The sequence below is a fragment of the Kitasatospora purpeofusca genome (assembly GCF_042691725.1).
Taxonomy (GTDB): Bacteria; Actinomycetota; Actinomycetes; order Streptomycetales; family Streptomycetaceae; genus Kitasatospora; species Kitasatospora purpeofusca_B.
On the sequence record NZ_CP170483.1, the window covers coordinates 6114260 to 6130148 of the forward strand.

Here is a 15889-nt window from a genome sequence, read left to right on the forward strand (position 1 = left end):
TGCGCTCCACCCGGGCGGTTCGACTGGGCCGAAGCATACGGTGCGTATGCGGATGTTCACCGTGTGCCACGCTTTGGCGCCGGGCGGGCCGCAGGGCTAGCCCGGTCCCCGCAGGCCGTTCAGCACCAGGTCGGCCAGGCGTTCCGGCAGGTCCGGTTCGATCGGGCGGTGGCCGAGCAGGGCGCGGGTCTGGAGCGGGGCGCAGAGCAGTTCCAGGGCCAGGGCCGTGTCGGTGTCAGCCGGGAGTTCCCCGCGTGTGACGGCTCGGCCGAGGATGATGCCGGCCTGGTCGAGGCGGGACTGCCAGAAGGTCTGCCAGGCCTCGGCGAGGTCGGGGTCGTCGGAGCTGAGCGCGGCCGCCCGGGCCACCGAGCGGCCGGTCGGGGTGGCCAGGTAGTCGGCCAGTGCGCGGGCGAAGGCGGCCAGGTCGGTGCGGACGGCTCCGGTGTCGGGGACGGGGATGCCCTCGTTGCTTCCGGTGAGCATGGCGTCCAGCACGAGCTTCTCCCGGCTGCCCCAACGGCGGTACACCGTGGTCTCGTTGACCCCCGCGCGCGCTGCGACCGCGGCGATGCTGAGTCGGTCGATGCCCTCCTCGGCCAGTACCTCCGTGGCGGCCGCCAGAACGGCCTGGCGGACGCGCGCGGCACGGCCGCCCGGGCGGCGGCGGATCGGCTCCGGCTCTTCTTCGGTCATGTGTCGATCACCTCGGCACCACACTAACGCAAGGGCGCTTGCATTAGTCGCCGCCCGAGCGCATAGTCGCTAAGGCAAGAGTTCCGGCTTTAAGCGCAGCAGGAGGCACCACCATGTCCTTCACCTGGCCCCTGGACCCGCGGGACCTGTTCGTCGAGCGCTACCCGCAGATGACCCTCGGCCTCCCCGTCGACGAGGTGGACGCGGTCCGCGCCGCCGTCACCGAGATGTGGCCCGACCGGCCCGGCGGCTGGGTGTACGAGTGGTCCGCCCTCGCCGCCCGGCACGCCGGGGCCGGGCGCCACCGCCTGGCCGCACAGGCGTACGGCTGGGCCAAGTTCCCCTCGCTGGCCGACGACCCGAAGCGCACCGCGCTCGCCCGCCAGGTCGAGCAGTACGTCCTCGCCGCCCCCGACTTCCCGGTGGAGTTCGAGCGCCGCACGCTCACCGTCCCGTACCGCGGCGGCGATGCCACCCTGCCGGTCCACCTGATGGCCGCCCCCGGTCTGCCCACCGCCGCGCCGGTCGTGCTGGCCAGCGGCGGTGTGGACTCCTGGAAGACCGACCTGCACGGCATGTGGGAGCAGCTCGCGTTCACCCTGCCGGCGCGGCTGCTGCTGTTCGACCTCCCCGGCACCGGCGAGACCTCCCACCTGCCGATGACCCCGGACAGCGGGGCCGAGGTGATCGACGGCCTGGTCGCGTACGCCCGCGCGGCCGGCAACGGGAAGGTCGGCCACTTCGGCATCTCGATGGGCGGCTACTACTCCGCCCGGACCGGACTGACGGGGTCGGTGGACGCCTCCGTGGTGCTCGGCGGCCCGGTGGAGCGCGCCTTCGCCCCCGGTCGCGGCTTCGCCTTCGGCATGGACGGCATCGTCGGCAACGCCCTGGGCTTCGACGCCGTGCCGACCAGGGCCGAGCTCGACGGGGCCTTCGCGGCTTTCGACCTGCGCCCGCTGCTGGACCAGGACGCCAACGGGCCGATGCTGGTGGTCAACGGCACCGAGGACGTGCACGTCCCGCTGGAGGACACCACGGTGTTCGAGGGCCGCCGGGACACCCGGGTCGAACTGATCCCGGACACCGGCCACTGCGCCATCTCGCGCTTCGGCGAGGCGATGGCCCTGATCGCCCCCTGGCTGAAGGACACCCTGGCCGGCTGATCCGGCGCTCCTGCCACGGGAAGCCCACCGTGGTGGCCGCCTCGGGGTCCGGGACGTGATCACCGTCCGGCGACCGGATGCGGCCGGTCGGCCCGACAGTTCGTCGGGTCGACCGGCCGCATCGTTCTCAGCGGCAGAGGGCGCTGTCCACGACGCTTTCGAGATGTGCCGTGGCCGCCTCGTCCACCGGGACGCTGGTCACCGCGACATTCGCGGCACGGCCGTCGTCGGTGACTCCGCCGCGGGTCTCGTAGCCCGGGATGTCGCCGCCGTGGCCCCAGTAGACGCCGCCGCAGGACAGGGGCCTGCTGATGAGCCCCAGCCCGTAGCCGGCGCCGCTGTCCCCGATCGGCACGGTGGTGCGCATCTGGGCGAGTTGGGCGGCCGGGAGGAGGCGGCCGGCGAGGAGTGCGGTGAAGAACTGGTTGAGGTCGGCGTTGGTGGAGATCATCTGGCCCGCGGCCCATCCCGCGGAGGGGTCGAGTTCCGTGATGTCGCGCAGGGGCTCGCCCGCCGACTCCCGGTGGTAGCCCTTCGGGTGGGGCTCCCGGATGCTCCGGTCACCGGAGGCGGGGAAGGAGGTGTGCCGCAGCCCGATGGGCTGGAGGACGCGCCGCCCGATCTCCTCGGCGAGGGGGCGGCCGGTGACCTTCTGGATCACCAGGCCGACCACCACGTAGTTCGTGCTGCTGTACGCGAACTTCGCCCCGGGGGCGAAGTCGGCCTTGTGCCGGAAGGCGATGTCCAGGAGGTCGCGCGGCTCGAAGTACCGGTTCCGGATGTCCGATTCACTGATGTCGCCCTCGTACTCGGGCAGTCCGCTGGTGTGCTGGAGGAGCTGGCGGACGGTGATGTGCCGTCCGTCGATCCCGTCCCCGCGCACCAGGCCCGGCAGGTAGGTGTCGACCGGTTCGTCGAGGCCGATCCTCCCCTCGCCGACCAGTTGCAGCGCGACCACCGCGGTGAACGTCTTGGTGTTGCTGCCGATCCGGACCTGGCCGTCCCCGGGCACCTTCGCGCCGGTGGCCAGGTCGCCGACCCCCGCCGTGTAGGTACGGGTGCGGCCGGTACGGTCCTTGACGCTCGCCAGCGCGGCCGGCAGGCCGTCGGCGCGCACCAGCGCGTCCAGGCCCTGCTGGACGGTGTCGGGCCGGGCGGCGGCGGATGCGGCGGGCGGCACGAGGACGCCCGCCGTCATGACGGCGACGGCCACCGCGGCTACGGCCGCCAGGGAACGAAGCCTCGGCCTCGACTGCTCACGCATGGGTCAACTCCTGGGGAATCGCTGGGAGAAGTGGTAGCGACACGATCATGGGAGCCGGGGCCCTCGGGGCACATCGCGGGAAGGCGGGAAAGGCTGATCCCTCGATCGGGGGAGGCCGCCGGTGAGCTGCCCGGACATACTGGCGATCATGATCAGGGGAATCCGGCCGCTGCTGCGCGGCTCCACGTACACGGGTGTGCTGTTCGCCTGCTGCGGCGCGTTGGCGAGCCTTCTGCTGCTGCCGTTCGCCGTGCTGCCGCTGCTGGTGGAGGGATCCGCCCCGTACGCGGTGCGGGCCGTGCTGACCCTGCTGGTCTGGGCGGTACTGATCGGCCTGGTCGGTCTGGCCCGCACCACGCGGCGGGTGCTGATCGCCTCCGCCCGCCGACTGCTGAAGGTGCCGTTGCCGGGTCCCGCGGCCGGCCGGTCGGCGGGTCCGCGCGGTCTCGCGGACCGGCTGCGGACCCCGGTCTGGCTGCTGCTGCAGGTGGCACTGGGGTGGACGGGAGCGTTGGCGGGCGGGCTACTGCTGCTCCTGGGCCTGTCGCTGCCGGGGAACTGGCTCGGCGGCACGGCGCAGGTCAGTCTGTTCGACTGGTCGGTGGACCTGGCGGGCGGCTGGTGGAGCTGGCCGGCGGCGGTCGGCTGTCTGCTGCTGTCGGCGGTGGTGTGCGCGGCGGTGACGGGCGCGCTGCGCTGGTCGGCGCCACGGCTGTTGGGGCTGTCGGCGGCCGAGCGGCTGGCGCTGGCGGCCGAGCGGGAGCTGCTGCTGGCCGAACGCAACCGGCTGGCCCATGAGTTGCACGACTCGATCGGGCACACGCTGACGGCGGCCACGATCCAGGCCGCGGTGGCGGGCGAGGTGCTCTCCGCCGATCCGGCGGCGGCGCGGGCCGCCATGCGCAGCATCGAGGAGTCGACCCGGGCCGCGCTGGAGGACCTGGACTACGTGCTGGGCGTGCTGCGCGAGGAGGGGCCGGGGACGGCGCCGACCCGGACCCTGGCCGACCTGCCCGAACTGCTGGACCGGCTGCGGCACGCGGGCGCGGTGGTGGAGCCGGAGCTGTCGGGCGCGTTGGCGCAGGTGCAGGGGACGCTGTCCCGGGCGGCGTACCGGATCCTTCAGGAGGGGCTGACCAACGCCCTGCGGCACGGGGCGGGCGGTCCGATCGAGGTCGCGGTGGTGGCGGCGCCGGACGCGCTGGAGCTCCGGGTGGTCAACCGGACCGGCCCAGGTGCGGGTGTCGGTCCCTTCCCGACCTCCGGGCACGGCCTGCCCGGGCTGGCCGAGCGGGTGCGGCTGCTGCACGGCGAGTTCGAGGCCGGTCCGGACGGGCCGCGGCACTGGCGGCTGGCGGTCCGGCTGCCGGTACGGGTGTCGGCGTGATTCCCTCCGGGGCGAGCGCGCCCGGGACCCCCGGCGGCGCCGTCGCGCTGCTGATCGCGGACGACGACGAGGTGACCCGCAGCGGTCTGCGCACGCTGCTCGCGGCCCAGCCGGGGATCACGGTGGTCGGGGAGGCCGCCGACGGCGTCGAGGCGGTCGAGCGGGCGCGGCGGCTGCGGCCGGACGTGGTCCTGATGGACGTGCGGATGCCGCGCCTCAACGGGATCGAGGCCACCCGGCAGTTGCTGGCAGCCGGGTCCGCCGAGCCGGCCGAGCCGCCGAAGGTCGTGGTGATCACCACCTTCGAGAACGACGGCTACGTCACCGCCGCGCTCGGCGCGGGGGCCAGCGGCTTCGTGCTCAAGCGGCTTCCGGTCCGGCAGATCGCGGAGGCGGTGCGGGTGGTGGCCGCCGGGGAGGCGATCCTCTTCCCGGCGGCACTGCGCCGGATGGTCGCCGCCCGCCCGCTGGACTCCGCCGAGGCGCTGCCGAGGGCGGCGCTGACGGGGCGGGAGGAGGAGGTGCTGCGGCTGATGGCCACCGGTCTGTCCAACCCGGAGATCGCGCAGTCGCTGGTGGTGAGCCTGGAGACGGTGAAGACGCACGTCGGCAACGTCCTGACCAAGCTCGGCGCGCAGAACCGGACCCACGCGGTGGTGATCGCGTACGAGTCCGGCCTGGTGGTGCCGGGGTTCGCCGGCTGACCCACCCGGGGCGGTGCCGTTCCTCAGACCCGCAGGAGCACCACGCCCGCCACGGCGGTGGCCGCGAGAACGGCGATCACCAGGACGTGGACGGTCACGTCCCACTTCTCCGAGCGCTGTGCGGCCGCACGGTCCACCGTGAAGTGGGCCGGGTCGGCGGCCGTGCAGTGGACGGTGACGTCACGGCCGTACGCGGCGGCGGGGTTCGGGAGGTTCGCCGTGCAGTGGGCCGTGACGGCGGTGCCCGCGCGGGTGGTGAACGAGACGACCGGGGTGATCGTGGTCCTGGTGTGGCCGTCGTCCTGGTCGACGCTGACGTCCTTCAGGACGGCGACGACCCGGCCCGGCACGGCCTCCATCGCGGCCAGCCGGTCGAGACGGCCGTTCCTGGCGCGTACCGCCCCGGGCAGTTGGACGGCGCCGAGGACCGCCAACGGCCCGCCGGAGCCGATCAGCGCCCACGGCCATCCCCGGTCGACCGCGGCCAGGGCCACCAGCCCGGCGTAGACCAGGAAGACGGCGAAGCCGGGCAGGCCCAGCCCGCGCGTGGGCAGCTCGGGGGCGTTGGAGAACCGGTAGGCGTGCGGTCTGCCCCGCGGGTGGCTGACCCCGATCTCCCGGCCCTCCCACGCCGCGGTGATCATCTCGCCGCGCTCGCCGTCGTTCGTCACGATGACCTCCTGCCCGGAGGCCGGGTCGCGGTAGGAGACCACCACCGATATCCCGCCGTTGCGGGACCCGCCATGCCGGGGTGCCCGCACCCGCTCGATCCGCCCGGTGAGCCGGACGGTCCGCTGCGCCTTGGTCACGCCCGCCAGCGACCTGCCGAACCCGATCAGCGCCACCACGCCCCACACCGCACACCACAGCACCAGTGACTCGTGCCACCCCATGCGCCCTCCTCCCGCCGCCGGTCCGGTCAACTGCCGTTGCGCCGGAGCACCTTGCCCTGCCCGTCCGCCTCCAGGATCCCCGTGCCCCGGTCGCCGGTGACGGTGACCCTGAGCGTGAGCGAACCGGTGACGCCGTCGGCGGTCAGCTGCCAGCTTCGCGGGGAGTCGACGCCCAGGGTGGTCCTGGCCTCCTCGACCAGCGCGGCGACGCGGTCGAAGGGCAGCGAACGCGGGTCGAACCCGGCGGCCCCCACGCCGGAGGGGGAGAAGACGACCGTCAGCAGCCGGTCCTGCACGACGAGGGTGAGCGCCTGCCGGTGGTCGCCGTCCTGCGTCAACGACTCGACGGCCTCGCGCAGTTCGTCACGATCGAGCATCGACCGGCCCGGACCGATGGTGACCGTGCCGGTCGCCGACGTGACGGTGGTCGTGGACGACGAGGAGGTGGACGAGGAGATGGACGAGGAGGTGACGGTCGGCTGCGGGGCGGCGTCGCCCGTATCGGGACCGAACAGATCGGCGCGGAACAGCAGGAGTACGGCGCCCGTGCCGAGCAGCAGGCCGAGAACGATGAGGAGCGCGCCGGCGCAGCCCTCCGGGGATTCGTCCTTCATGGCCGGCCCCGGCGCCGAGTCCAGGTGGGCGCGGGCCGCCCGCTCCTCCCACACCGGTGTCGGCCGCTTGACGATCCGCACCTTCCACGGCCGGTCCGGCTCGTACTCGACGACCACGATCCCGCGCGGCCGGTAGTCGGGAAGCTCGACGAGGTTGACGGCCTGCCGGATCTCGACGCGGTACGCGGGCGCGTCCTCGGGCGCGACGGTCAGTTCGAACCGCACCGGTACGTCACTGCTGTCACCCCCGACGGCCTCCAGGCTCTCGATCATCGCGAGCGCGGTGCGCGGCACGACGGCCTTCTCGCGGGCGCGGCGCGGCAGGGTGCCCAGGTAGAGGACCAGGCCGTAGACCGCGGGCAGCACCAGGCCGATGACGATCATCGGCGCCTTCGCGGCGGCGCACCCGCCGAAGAAGGCGGTCAGCGAGGCCCCGATCACGCCACCCGTCAGGAACCCGAGGGCGAGGCCGCCGGGCGTGGTGCGCGTGGGTGGTCCGCCCGCGGTGATCGTCATACGGCTGATTGTGCACGTCGCGGGTGACGGCCGACAGCCCTGCGGACGGCCTTCGCGCCCACGGCGTCGTCGTCGGGGCGGTAGTCGCCGATGGTGACGCAGTCGCCGTGCTGCGGAGCCCGGCGGCATCAGCCGAACGACTGCGGATCGCCGAGGCCACGACGGTCGGCGTGGCGCGCCGGGAAACGGACCAGAAACATGGGATGTCGCCGTACCGGCCGCTGCCGCGAGGATTCGATCCACGGCGTCGGCCACCGAAGGGAGGTGCCGGGCGCCGGCGATTCCGTTCCCCCGAAGGAGAGTTCTTCCCATGAGTCTTCGCCGACCGGTCGCCGCGGCGGCCACCGCGGCCGTGCTGGCCCCACTGCTGGCCCTGGCCGCCGGAACCGCTCACGCCGCGCAGGGGCCCGCCACCCAGCCGGGACCCGTGAACGTCGCGCAGGCGCCCGCCCCCGGGTTCGAGATCCTTCCCCCGAGCCCCTCGCAGCTGCAGCTCACCCGGCGCGACCAGTGCCTGGCCTCGTACAACGTCAACTACTGGGTCGGCGGCATGCCGTTCGCGCTGACCCAGCTGAAGCTCTGCCTCAGCGCGCCGGCCACCCTCGTGCGCGGCGCGCAGATCTTCTTTCCCGGTGACGTGAACTTCGTCCCGACCGAGCCCGTCCTCGTCCCGACCGAGCCTGTGCTCGTTCCGACCGAGCCCGTCCTCGTTCCGACCGTGCCCGCCTTCCCCTGATCCGCCGGTAGCTACGGGACGTGCCGATCACCCTCGAAGGAGAGTCCACAACCATGCGAATCCGTCGACCGGCCGCCGTGGCCGCCGCCGTGGCCGTGCTGACCCCGCTGCTGGCCCTGGCCGCCGCCACCCAGGCGAACGCGGATCAGGGCGGCACGCCGCTGCCTCCGCCGTCCTCCCACGTGGTCTCGCACTCGCAGTACGAGGAGTGCGAGGCGGCGTGGAACGTCAACTACTGGTCGGGCGGCGTGGCCTTCGCCACCACCCAGTGGAACCTCTGCATGCGCGAACGGGTCTGACCGGACTCCCACGGACAGCCCCGGACGGATCGGGGGCGGGGCTGTCCGCGGGAGTCCGGCGGACGTCCGCCCGCCGTCCGTCCGCCCGTCCGTCCGGGCAGAGATTCGGCCCGGACGGACACTGACCTCCCGCCACCCGACCGAACTGTCGAACCGTCAGGCATGATGCGGCCTCGTACCGAATTGGTACAGACCACATGCGGCTCGCTGTGGTAGAACCTCAACCCTGCGTTCCGGGCTTCCCCGTGGCGCGGTGCGCCCCTCCGGTGGGGAGGGTGGCGAGGGGAGCGGTGGATGGCACTGGCGGAGGCGGGGCGCCGGATCGGGCGCCGGGTGGGGCGGCACGGGCTGGTGCTGGCGGCCGTGGCCGTGAGCGTGCTGGTGGCCACGGCGGTGCTCGCCGCGCTGGCCGGACTGGCGCAGTCGGCCGCCACCGCCGGGGTGCGCCAGCGGCTCGCCGCCGACGCCGGACGGTCGGTGGAGGTGACCGCGCGCTGGTCGGCGCAGGGCCTGCCGGCCGCCGACCGGGCGGTGCACGCCGCGCTCGTCAAGGCGATGGGTGGGACGCCGTTCCGCACCGAGAGCGCCCTGCGCGCCACCGGCACCGTGGACCTGCCGCTGCCGCCCGGCGGACGCCGGTGGGCCAGCGACACCGCGCTCACCGTGCTCCCGGTCGCGCTGCCGGACATCGGGCGCTACGCCCGTCTGCGCAGCGGAAGTTGGCCGGACGCGCCGGCTGCGCAGGCCGCCCCCGCCGCGCCGGCCGCCCCCGCCGCCGGCGGTGAACTGCGCGTCGCCCTCCCCGAGGACGCCGCCGACCGGCTCGGCCTGGACGCCGGGGGCAGCGTGGTCATCAGCTCCCCCGGCACCGGCGAGCCGCTCAGGCTCACCGTGACCGGCGTCTACCGGCCCGACCCGGAGGCCGCCGCGCTCTGGACCGGCCTCGGCGGCGGCCTCGGCGCGGGATTCGCCCTGATGCCGGTCGACGGCCGCCAGTTGACCGCGCTCCCCGCCTACAGCAGCCGCACGCTGGCCCTCTGGCTGGCCCTGCCCGACCCCTCCGGGTCGAGCCTGTCCGAACTCGCCGCGCTACGGGACCGGGTGGCCGGCTTCACCCGCTCGAACCCCGCCCGCTCCGTCTACCGCGGCGGCGCACCCGCGCTGGACGACACCCAGGTGAGCAGCCTGCTGCCCGCCGCCGTCGACGGCCAGGTGGTCCCGGCCCTGACGGCCAAGTCCCTGATCGCCGTGCCGATCGCCCTGCTCGCCCTGCTCGCCGCCGTGGTCCTCGTGCTGACGGCCCGCCGGCTGGCCGACTCGGTCGCCGCCGAACAGGCGCTCCAGCGCACCCGCGGCGCCGGCACGCCGTGGCTGCTGGCGACGGCGGCCGGTGAGTGGGCGGTGGCCGCGGTACCGGCGGCGCTCTGCGGGCTGCTGCTGGCCGAGCCGCTGCTCGCCGCCCTGCTGCGCGCCGCCGGGGCGCACGGCCTGGCCGCGGACGACGGCCGGGCCGTCTGGTGGGCCGCCGCGTTCGCGCTCCTGGTGCACGGCGCGGCCCTGCTGCTGCCGCTCGCCCGGCAGGCGCTGGACCCGGGAGCCCTGCGCGCGCTGCGCCGTCGCAGTCCGCGCCGGCTGGGCCTGCAACGGGCCGGCGCGGACCTGGCGCTGCTCACCGTGGCGCTCCTCGCCTTCCTCCAACTGCGCCACTACCGGGGCGTGGTGGTGACGGACACCAGCGCCGGATTCGACTCCTGGGCCGATGTGACGCTGGTCCTCGCGCCGATGGCCATGGCGGTGGCGGGCGCGGTCCTGCTGCTGCGGGTGCTGCCGGCGGCCGGGTGGCTGCTGGAGCGGGCGGCCCGCCGCGCCCGCGGGCTGGTCCTGCCGCTGGGCGCCTGGCGGCTGAGCCGCGACACCGGCCGCCAGGCGGTGCCGGTGCTGGTGACGCTGCTGGCGGTGGCCTGCAGCAGCCTGGCCGCCGGGGTGCTGGGCGCCCTGCCGGACAGCGACCGCGAGCGGGCGCTCTTCGCGGTCGGCGCCGATCTGCGGCTGGCCGGGGCGCCCGGTGCCCAGACGCAGCTGCGCGCCCGGCTGGCCGCGCTGCCGGGCGTGACGGGGCTCACCCCGGTGGCCGACCAGTCCGTGTTCGTGGGCAGCACCCTGGTGTCGACGGTCGGCCTCGACACCGCGAGCGCCTCCGCCGCGAACCTGCCCGCGCTGCGCCGGGACCAGGCCGACCGTCCGCTCCAGGAGCTGCTGGCCCCGCTGGCCGACGTGCCCGCGCAGGGGATCGCGCTGCCGGGGGAGCCGAGCGCCCTGGAGGTGACCTTCCGGGCGGCCACCGACCTGCCCGTCCCGGCACCCGGGCCGAGCCTGCGGCTGTGGATCCACGACGCCGCAGGGCTGTCCGAGCAGGTGGAGGCCCCGCTGCCGGCCGACGGCGGTCCGCACACGGTGAGCGTCCCGCTGGCCGGCCGCGACCGGGGCTCCGGCGGGCTGACGCTCGGCCGGCTGGGCGTCCACTTCCCCGGCACGCTGGACCGGCGCGTCACCCTCGACCTGCGCGTGTCGCGGATCACCGCCGTCGTGGGTGGGCAGCGGACCGACCTCGCGCTCCCGCCGGGACAGGCCTGGGCCCGCTCCAGCGCGCTGCGCGCCGACCCGGCCGCGATCGAGTGCCCCGGCACCGAGCGCCGGCCCGACCATGACATCGAGGACCGGGCCGACGCCTGTGACTGGAAGAGCGAAGGGGACGCCCTGCTGCACACGGTGATGCGGTCCAACCGGCCGCCGAACCCCCTGCGACCGGTCGGCGAGGACGCCGTCCTCGCGGTGCTGCCCGGGTCCGGCGACGGCACCGGCGCGCCCGTGCTTCCCGTCCTGCCCGCGCTCGCCGACCGCGCGCTGCTCGACGCCGTCGACGCCAAGGTCGGCGACACCGTCCGGATCGACTGGGAGCGCGACGGGCACAGCGCCCAGAAGGTCCGGATCACCGGCGAGATCGACGCGCTGCCGGGCTACACCAGGCACAACGGCCACCTGGTGCTGGACCTGCGGGCGCTCACCGACAGCCGCGCGGCGAGCGGCGGGGTCCCACCCCTCGCCAGCCACTGGTGGCTGGCCAGCGACGACCCGGCCGCCACCTGGGCCGCGATCGACGGCCGCGGTGGGTTCGGCCGCCCGGAGAGCGTCCTGAAGGCCGCCGCCGCCCTGGCGGACGACCCGTTCCGGGTCGGCCTGCGCTGCGCCTGGCTGCTCGTCCTGGTCACCGCACCGCTGTTCGCGGTGACCGCCCTGACCCTGCACACGGTGAGCACGGTCCGCGCCCGCCAACGGGAGTTCGCGGTGCTGCGCGCGCTGGGCGTCCGGCGCGGCGAGCTGACCGCGCTGCTGCGCGCCGAACAGATCGCGGTGACCGCGCCGCCGGTGCTGCTGGGCGGGCTGCTGGGACTGCTGCTCGCGGCCCTGCTGCTGGCGTTCACCGTGCTGGACGACACCGCGGATCCGCTCTTCCCGGCCCTGGCCGCCGCCCCCGGACGGCCCGCCGCCCTGCTCACGGCGCTGGCCGGCGGTGTACTGCTCGCCCTCGCCGTGCTGGTCCTCACCCGGCTGCTGGCCCGGGTCGACCTGGTCCGGGCCCTGCGCGCGGGGGAGGACGGATGAGGCCGGCGACCGGGGAGGCGGGCGCACCCGCGCACGGACGCTTCGACGGGGGGAGCCCCACATGCTGACACTGCGCCTGATCCGGCGCGAGGCGCGGATCGCCTGGCCGGTCGCGGCCGTGCTCGCGCTGCTCGCCGTGCTGCTCACGGCGATCCCGCTGAGCTGGCCGCCGCGGTTCGACCGGCAGGCGGCCGGGACCCTGGCCGACCGGGTCGACCGGGCCCAGCTGGACCGGCCGCTGGTCTCCGCGGCGAGCTACACCGTCCCGCGGTCGTGGCTCCCGCCCGCGAAGGAGGGCACGCTGGACCGGGACCTGGACCGGATCGGCGACGGGCTGCGGGCCCTCGCCGGCCCGCAGGCCGCCGCGTTCGACCGGCCGCGGGCCGACGTCACCACCGGCCCCGCGTTCCCGTGGGGGTCCGAGACGCCCAGCAAATCCGGGCTGCCGGAGAAGTGGAGCCTGGTCTACGCGCAGCCCTCCGCCGGGGACGGGCCGGTCGAGTACGTCGAGGGCCGGGCACCGGCGCAGCCCGAGGAACCCCGCGCGAGCGTCGGCGCGGAGCGGTCCCCGGTCGGCGCGGAGCGGTCCCCGATCGAGGTCGCGGTCTCCGAGGCCACCCGGGACCGTTTCGGGGTGGCCGTGGGCCAGCGGTTCGACCTGGCGGGCGGCCTGGTGAGTCCGGTGCTCGTGGTCGGGGTCTTCCGCACCGACCGCGGCGCGGACGGGCTCTGGCGGCGTGCCCCGCTGCTGACCGTTCCCCTGCTCGTGACGACGCGCGAGGGCCAGATGCTCTACGGCGGGATGCTGACCAGTGCCCGGGGGATGGAGCTGGCGGCGGACCGCGGCGCCCCGCTCGCGACGGCCTGGGTGCTGCCGGTGGAGGTCGACCGCTCCGGGCCGGCCGCCACCTCGGCCGGTCTGGCCGGCACCCGTGCCGCCCTCGCCAGGATGCGCTCCGCACCCCTGGAGAAGCTGTGCACGACCGACGCCTGCGCGGTGGCGGGCCAGCCGGTGGACCTGGTCGACGTCACCGAGCGGCTCAGCGGGGAACTCGACGCCTTCGCCGGTCAGCGCGGGCGCACCGAGCAGCTCCAGGGCTTCGCGCTCGCCGGACTGCTCGCCGTGCTGGTGGCCACCGCCTTCACCGCCGCCCGGCTCGGCAACCGCCGCCGGGCCGGCGCCTTCGCGCTCCAGCTCTCCCGCGGCGCCGGCCTGTGGGGGATCGCCGGCCGGCTGCTGGCGGAGGCCGCGGTGGCGGTCGGCGCCGGGGCCGGGGTCGGCTGGGCGATCGGCCGCGCCCTCGCGCCGCCGGGCGCCGCCCTCGGCTCCCCGGTGCCGGTCCTGGTCGCCGCCCTGCTGGTCTGGTGCGCCCCGGCCGCGGTGCTGCTCGCCTCCACCGCGCGGGCCCGGCCCGTGCCGCGCTCGCGCCGGCTCGTCCTGGAGGCCCTGGTGGTGCTGCTGGCCGTCGGCGGACTGGTCGCACTGCGGGCCCGCGGCGCCTACGCGGGCACCGGCATCGACCCCCAACTCGCCCTCGCGCCGGTCCTCCTGGCGCTGGTCGTGGTGGGGGTGCTGGTCCGGCTGCTGCCCCCGCTGCTGCTCGCGGCGACGCGTTGGGCACGCCGCTCGCGCGGCCTGGTCCCGCTGGTGGCGCTCGCCCGGGCCGGCGCCCAGAGCGGCGCCGCCGCGCTCGCCCTGCTGGTCCTGGTGCTCGCCATGGGCTACGGCGTCTACGGCGGCCTCGTCCCGCGCACCCTCGGGGACGGCCAGACGCAGCTCGCCGACTGGCGCACCGGCGGCGCGTCCGCCGCCCTGGTCGGGCCGAAGGCGCGCTTCGCCGGGGAACTGCCGCCGACACCCACCGCGGCGCACCGGGTGACCGTCACCGGCGCGACCGGCGACCTCGTCTCGCAGGACGACGGCACCGGCTACGAGCGTGCCCGGCTCGTCGGACTGGACGCCGCCGCCCTGGGCGCGGCGAACCCGTCCTCCCCGCTGGCCCGCGCCCTGTCGGCCGCTTCCGGGCTCGACGCGCCGGTGCGGCCGGCCGGTGACAACGGCGCGGTCCCCGTGCTCACCGCGCTCGCCGACCCCGCGCTCGCCGCCCGGTTCCCCGACGGCACCTTCGACCTCTCCGTGCTGGGCATGGACCACTCGCTGGTCCATGTGGTCGGAGCCCTGCCCGAGGAGGCGCTGCGCGACCCGGTGCTCGGACCGGTGCTCGGCGACGGGCGGCGCTCCGGGGCGCTGCTGGTGTTCACCGGCCCGTCCGCCGAGCGCCTGCCCGCGCAGAACTGGATGCCGTCCGCCGTCCTGTTCTACCCGGCCGCCGGCGGGCCGCCACTGGACCCGGTCGCCGTGCGCGGCGTCCTCGTCCCGCAGCTCACGCCCGGCGGGAACGCCGGGCCGCCGGCCGAGTTCCGCGACCGGGCCGCGGTGCTCGACGGGCTGCGCACGGACGGGCTGGCCCGCTCGGCGGACCTGGTCTTCCGGGTCACCACCGTGCTCGGCCTGCTGCTCGGGCTCGGCGCGTTCGCCCTGGACCTGCTGCTCAGCGCCGCCGAACGCGCCCGGACCACGTCCTACCTGCGCACCCTGGGGATCGACAGCCGCGCGGTGCTCGGGCTGCAACTGCTCCAGCTGGTGCCGCTGGTGCTGGCGGCGGCGGTCGGCGGCACGGCGCTCGGCCTGCTGCTGCCCGCCGCGCTCGGCCCCGGGCTGCGGCTCGGGGCGATCACCGGCGGGCCGTTCGAGCCCGCCGTCCACATCGACTGGACGATCACGGCGGGGCTCGGCGTCGCGCTCGCCGTGCTGATGACGGCGGCCGCCGTCCTGGAGGCGGCGATCGCCCGCCGCCGCGGCCTCGGCGCCGTGCTACGACTGGGGGAGGCCCTGTGACCGTCCGACCGACCGCACCGACCGCACCGACCGCACCGACCGCACCTGAGACCGAGCAGCTGCCCATGGTGGCGTGCGAGAGCCTGGTACGGATCTTCCGCACCGGCACCCGCGCCCGCGACGGGGTCGAGGTGCAGGCCCTGCAGGGGCTCGACCTGACCGTGCGGGAGGGTGAACTGCTCGCCCTGGTCGGCGCCTCCGGCTCCGGCAAGTCCACCCTGCTCGCCATCCTGGCCGGCCTGGACACCCCCAGCGCCGGCACCGCCCGGGTGGCCGGCACCGACCTCGGCACGCTCAAGGGGCGCGCGCGGACCGCCTACCGGCGCCGTACCGTCGGGACGATCCAGCAGCAGACCGCGGCCAACCTGCTGCCCTATCTGACGGCCCGCGAGAACGTGCAGCTGCCGATGGGCTACGCCGGGGTGCCGCGCCGGCGGCGGGCCGAGCGGGCGATGGAGCTCCTCGGCCTCATGGGCATCGCCGAGGCCGCCGACCGCACCCCCGCGATGCTCTCCGGCGGCGAGCAGCAGCGGGTGGCGATCGCCGTCGCGCTGGCCAACGAACCGCGGCTGCTGCTTGCCGACGAGCCCACCGGCGAGCTGGACACCGCCACCTCGGAGGAGATCTTCGACGCCCTGCGCACCGCCAACACCGAGCTGGGCACCACCGTGCTGATCGTCACCCACGACGCCCTGGTGGCCGACCAGGTCAGCCGCACGGTGCGGATCCGCGACGGCCGCACCTCCGCCGAGGTGCTGCGCCGTCCGGCCGCCGCCGGGGAGGACGGTGTCGCCGCCGCGGGCCAGGAGTACGCCGTGCTGGACCGGGTCGGGCGGCTCCAGCTGCCGCGTGAGTTCACCGAGCCGCTGGGCCTGGCGCACCGGGTGCGGCTGGTCCTGGAGGCCGACCACATCGAGGTGTGGCCGGACCGGGAGCAGCCGCGAGCGGACGGCGCCGGGGACTGAACGGGCCGGTCGAGGGTGTGGTGGACCGTCCGTCCCGCGACACGCGCTGACATGACGGATCATCAAGTCCTGTTCCGGCCAGGCCGT

Annotated in this window: 12 protein-coding genes; 8 read left to right on the plus strand and 4 right to left on the minus strand. The window is 75.6% G+C overall.

The window, feature by feature from the left end:
• Positions 1-96 precede the first annotated feature (96 nt).
• The gene (locus tag ACFCLZ_RS26360; RefSeq protein ID WP_380279872.1) at positions 97-696 is read right to left on the minus strand and encodes a TetR/AcrR family transcriptional regulator; all 600 of its coding nucleotides are present in this window, start codon (positions 694-696) and stop codon (positions 97-99) included.
• Between the two features lie 113 nt (positions 697-809).
• Here ACFCLZ_RS26360 and ACFCLZ_RS26365 point away from each other — a divergent pair, with 113 nt between their 5' ends.
• Positions 810-1862, plus strand: coding sequence for an alpha/beta hydrolase (locus ACFCLZ_RS26365; RefSeq protein WP_380279874.1), 1053 nt, complete (start codon positions 810-812; stop codon positions 1860-1862).
• 127 nt (positions 1863-1989) lie between these two features.
• On the opposite strand, the gene ACFCLZ_RS26370 is transcribed toward ACFCLZ_RS26365, so the two are convergent.
• Positions 1990-3126 carry a serine hydrolase domain-containing protein gene (locus ACFCLZ_RS26370; protein ID WP_380279876.1) on the minus strand — a complete coding sequence of 379 codons (1137 nt, stop codon included), beginning with the start codon at positions 3124-3126 and terminating at the stop codon, positions 1990-1992.
• Positions 3127-3274: 148 nt separating this feature from the next.
• On the opposite strand from ACFCLZ_RS26370, the gene ACFCLZ_RS26375 reads away from it, so the two are divergent.
• A complete protein-coding gene (locus tag ACFCLZ_RS26375) occupies positions 3275-4513 on the plus strand; it encodes a sensor histidine kinase (RefSeq protein WP_380279878.1) in 1239 nt (412 codons plus the stop codon).
• Positions 4510-5217 carry a response regulator gene (locus ACFCLZ_RS26380; RefSeq protein WP_380279880.1) on the plus strand — a complete coding sequence of 236 codons (708 nt, stop codon included), beginning with the start codon at positions 4510-4512 and terminating at the stop codon, positions 5215-5217. Before ACFCLZ_RS26375 ends, ACFCLZ_RS26380 begins: the two co-directional genes overlap by 4 nt.
• Before the next feature lie 23 nt (positions 5218-5240).
• Here the strand turns inward: ACFCLZ_RS26380 and ACFCLZ_RS26385 are convergent, their stop codons facing one another.
• A complete protein-coding gene (locus tag ACFCLZ_RS26385) occupies positions 5241-6110 on the minus strand; it encodes a DUF3592 domain-containing protein (RefSeq protein ID WP_380279881.1) in 870 nt (289 codons plus the stop codon).
• A gap of 26 nt (positions 6111-6136) precedes the next feature.
• Positions 6137-7240, minus strand: a complete 1104-nt coding sequence (locus ACFCLZ_RS26390) for a hypothetical protein (RefSeq protein ID WP_380279882.1) — start codon at positions 7238-7240, stop codon at positions 6137-6139.
• A 310-nt stretch (positions 7241-7550) separates the two neighbouring features.
• On the opposite strand from ACFCLZ_RS26390, the gene ACFCLZ_RS26395 reads away from it, so the two are divergent.
• The 5 genes from ACFCLZ_RS26395 (at position 7551) to ACFCLZ_RS26415 (ending at position 15802) form a co-directional block, all read left to right on the plus strand.
• On the plus strand, positions 7551-7976 hold the full coding sequence (locus ACFCLZ_RS26395; protein WP_380279883.1) for a hypothetical protein: 426 nt from the start codon (positions 7551-7553) through the stop codon (positions 7974-7976).
• A 53-nt stretch (positions 7977-8029) separates the two neighbouring features.
• A complete protein-coding gene (locus tag ACFCLZ_RS26400) occupies positions 8030-8275 on the plus strand; it encodes a hypothetical protein (protein WP_380279885.1) in 246 nt (81 codons plus the stop codon).
• A gap of 294 nt (positions 8276-8569) precedes the next feature.
• Positions 8570-11938 (plus strand): FtsX-like permease family protein, encoded by a 3369-nt coding sequence (locus ACFCLZ_RS26405; RefSeq protein WP_380279887.1) that lies wholly within the window; start codon positions 8570-8572, stop codon positions 11936-11938.
• A 61-nt stretch (positions 11939-11999) separates the two neighbouring features.
• Positions 12000-14837: a hypothetical protein gene (locus ACFCLZ_RS26410; protein ID WP_380279888.1), complete on the plus strand. Its 2838-nt coding sequence runs from the start codon at positions 12000-12002 to the stop codon at positions 14835-14837.
• A gap of 65 nt (positions 14838-14902) precedes the next feature.
• Positions 14903-15802, plus strand: a complete 900-nt coding sequence (locus ACFCLZ_RS26415; RefSeq protein WP_380286290.1) for an ABC transporter ATP-binding protein — start codon at positions 14903-14905, stop codon at positions 15800-15802.
• Positions 15803-15889: the final 87 nt, after the last annotated feature.

What these genes read in the sequence shown, in the direction of transcription:
- ACFCLZ_RS26395 (WP_380279883.1), top strand. Translation starts at nt 7,551, where the DNA reads ATGAGTCTTCGCCGACCGGTCGCCGCGGCGGCCACCGCGGCCGTGCTG.
- ACFCLZ_RS26365 (WP_380279874.1), top strand. Translation starts at nt 810, where the DNA reads ATGTCCTTCACCTGGCCCCTGGACCCGCGGGACCTGTTCGTCGAGCGC.
- ACFCLZ_RS26390 (WP_380279882.1), bottom strand. Translation starts at nt 7,240, where the DNA reads ATGACGATCACCGCGGGCGGACCACCCACGCGCACCACGCCCGGCGGC.
- ACFCLZ_RS26385 (WP_380279881.1), bottom strand. Translation starts at nt 6,110, where the DNA reads ATGGGGTGGCACGAGTCACTGGTGCTGTGGTGTGCGGTGTGGGGCGTG.
- ACFCLZ_RS26370 (WP_380279876.1), bottom strand. Translation starts at nt 3,126, where the DNA reads ATGCGTGAGCAGTCGAGGCCGAGGCTTCGTTCCCTGGCGGCCGTAGCC.
- ACFCLZ_RS26410 (WP_380279888.1), top strand. Translation starts at nt 12,000, where the DNA reads ATGCTGACACTGCGCCTGATCCGGCGCGAGGCGCGGATCGCCTGGCCG.
- ACFCLZ_RS26415 (WP_380286290.1), top strand. Translation starts at nt 14,903, where the DNA reads ATGGTGGCGTGCGAGAGCCTGGTACGGATCTTCCGCACCGGCACCCGC.
- ACFCLZ_RS26400 (WP_380279885.1), top strand. Translation starts at nt 8,030, where the DNA reads ATGCGAATCCGTCGACCGGCCGCCGTGGCCGCCGCCGTGGCCGTGCTG.
- ACFCLZ_RS26405 (WP_380279887.1), top strand. Translation starts at nt 8,570, where the DNA reads ATGGCACTGGCGGAGGCGGGGCGCCGGATCGGGCGCCGGGTGGGGCGG.
- ACFCLZ_RS26375 (WP_380279878.1), top strand. Translation starts at nt 3,275, where the DNA reads ATGATCAGGGGAATCCGGCCGCTGCTGCGCGGCTCCACGTACACGGGT.
- ACFCLZ_RS26360 (WP_380279872.1), bottom strand. Translation starts at nt 696, where the DNA reads ATGACCGAAGAAGAGCCGGAGCCGATCCGCCGCCGCCCGGGCGGCCGT.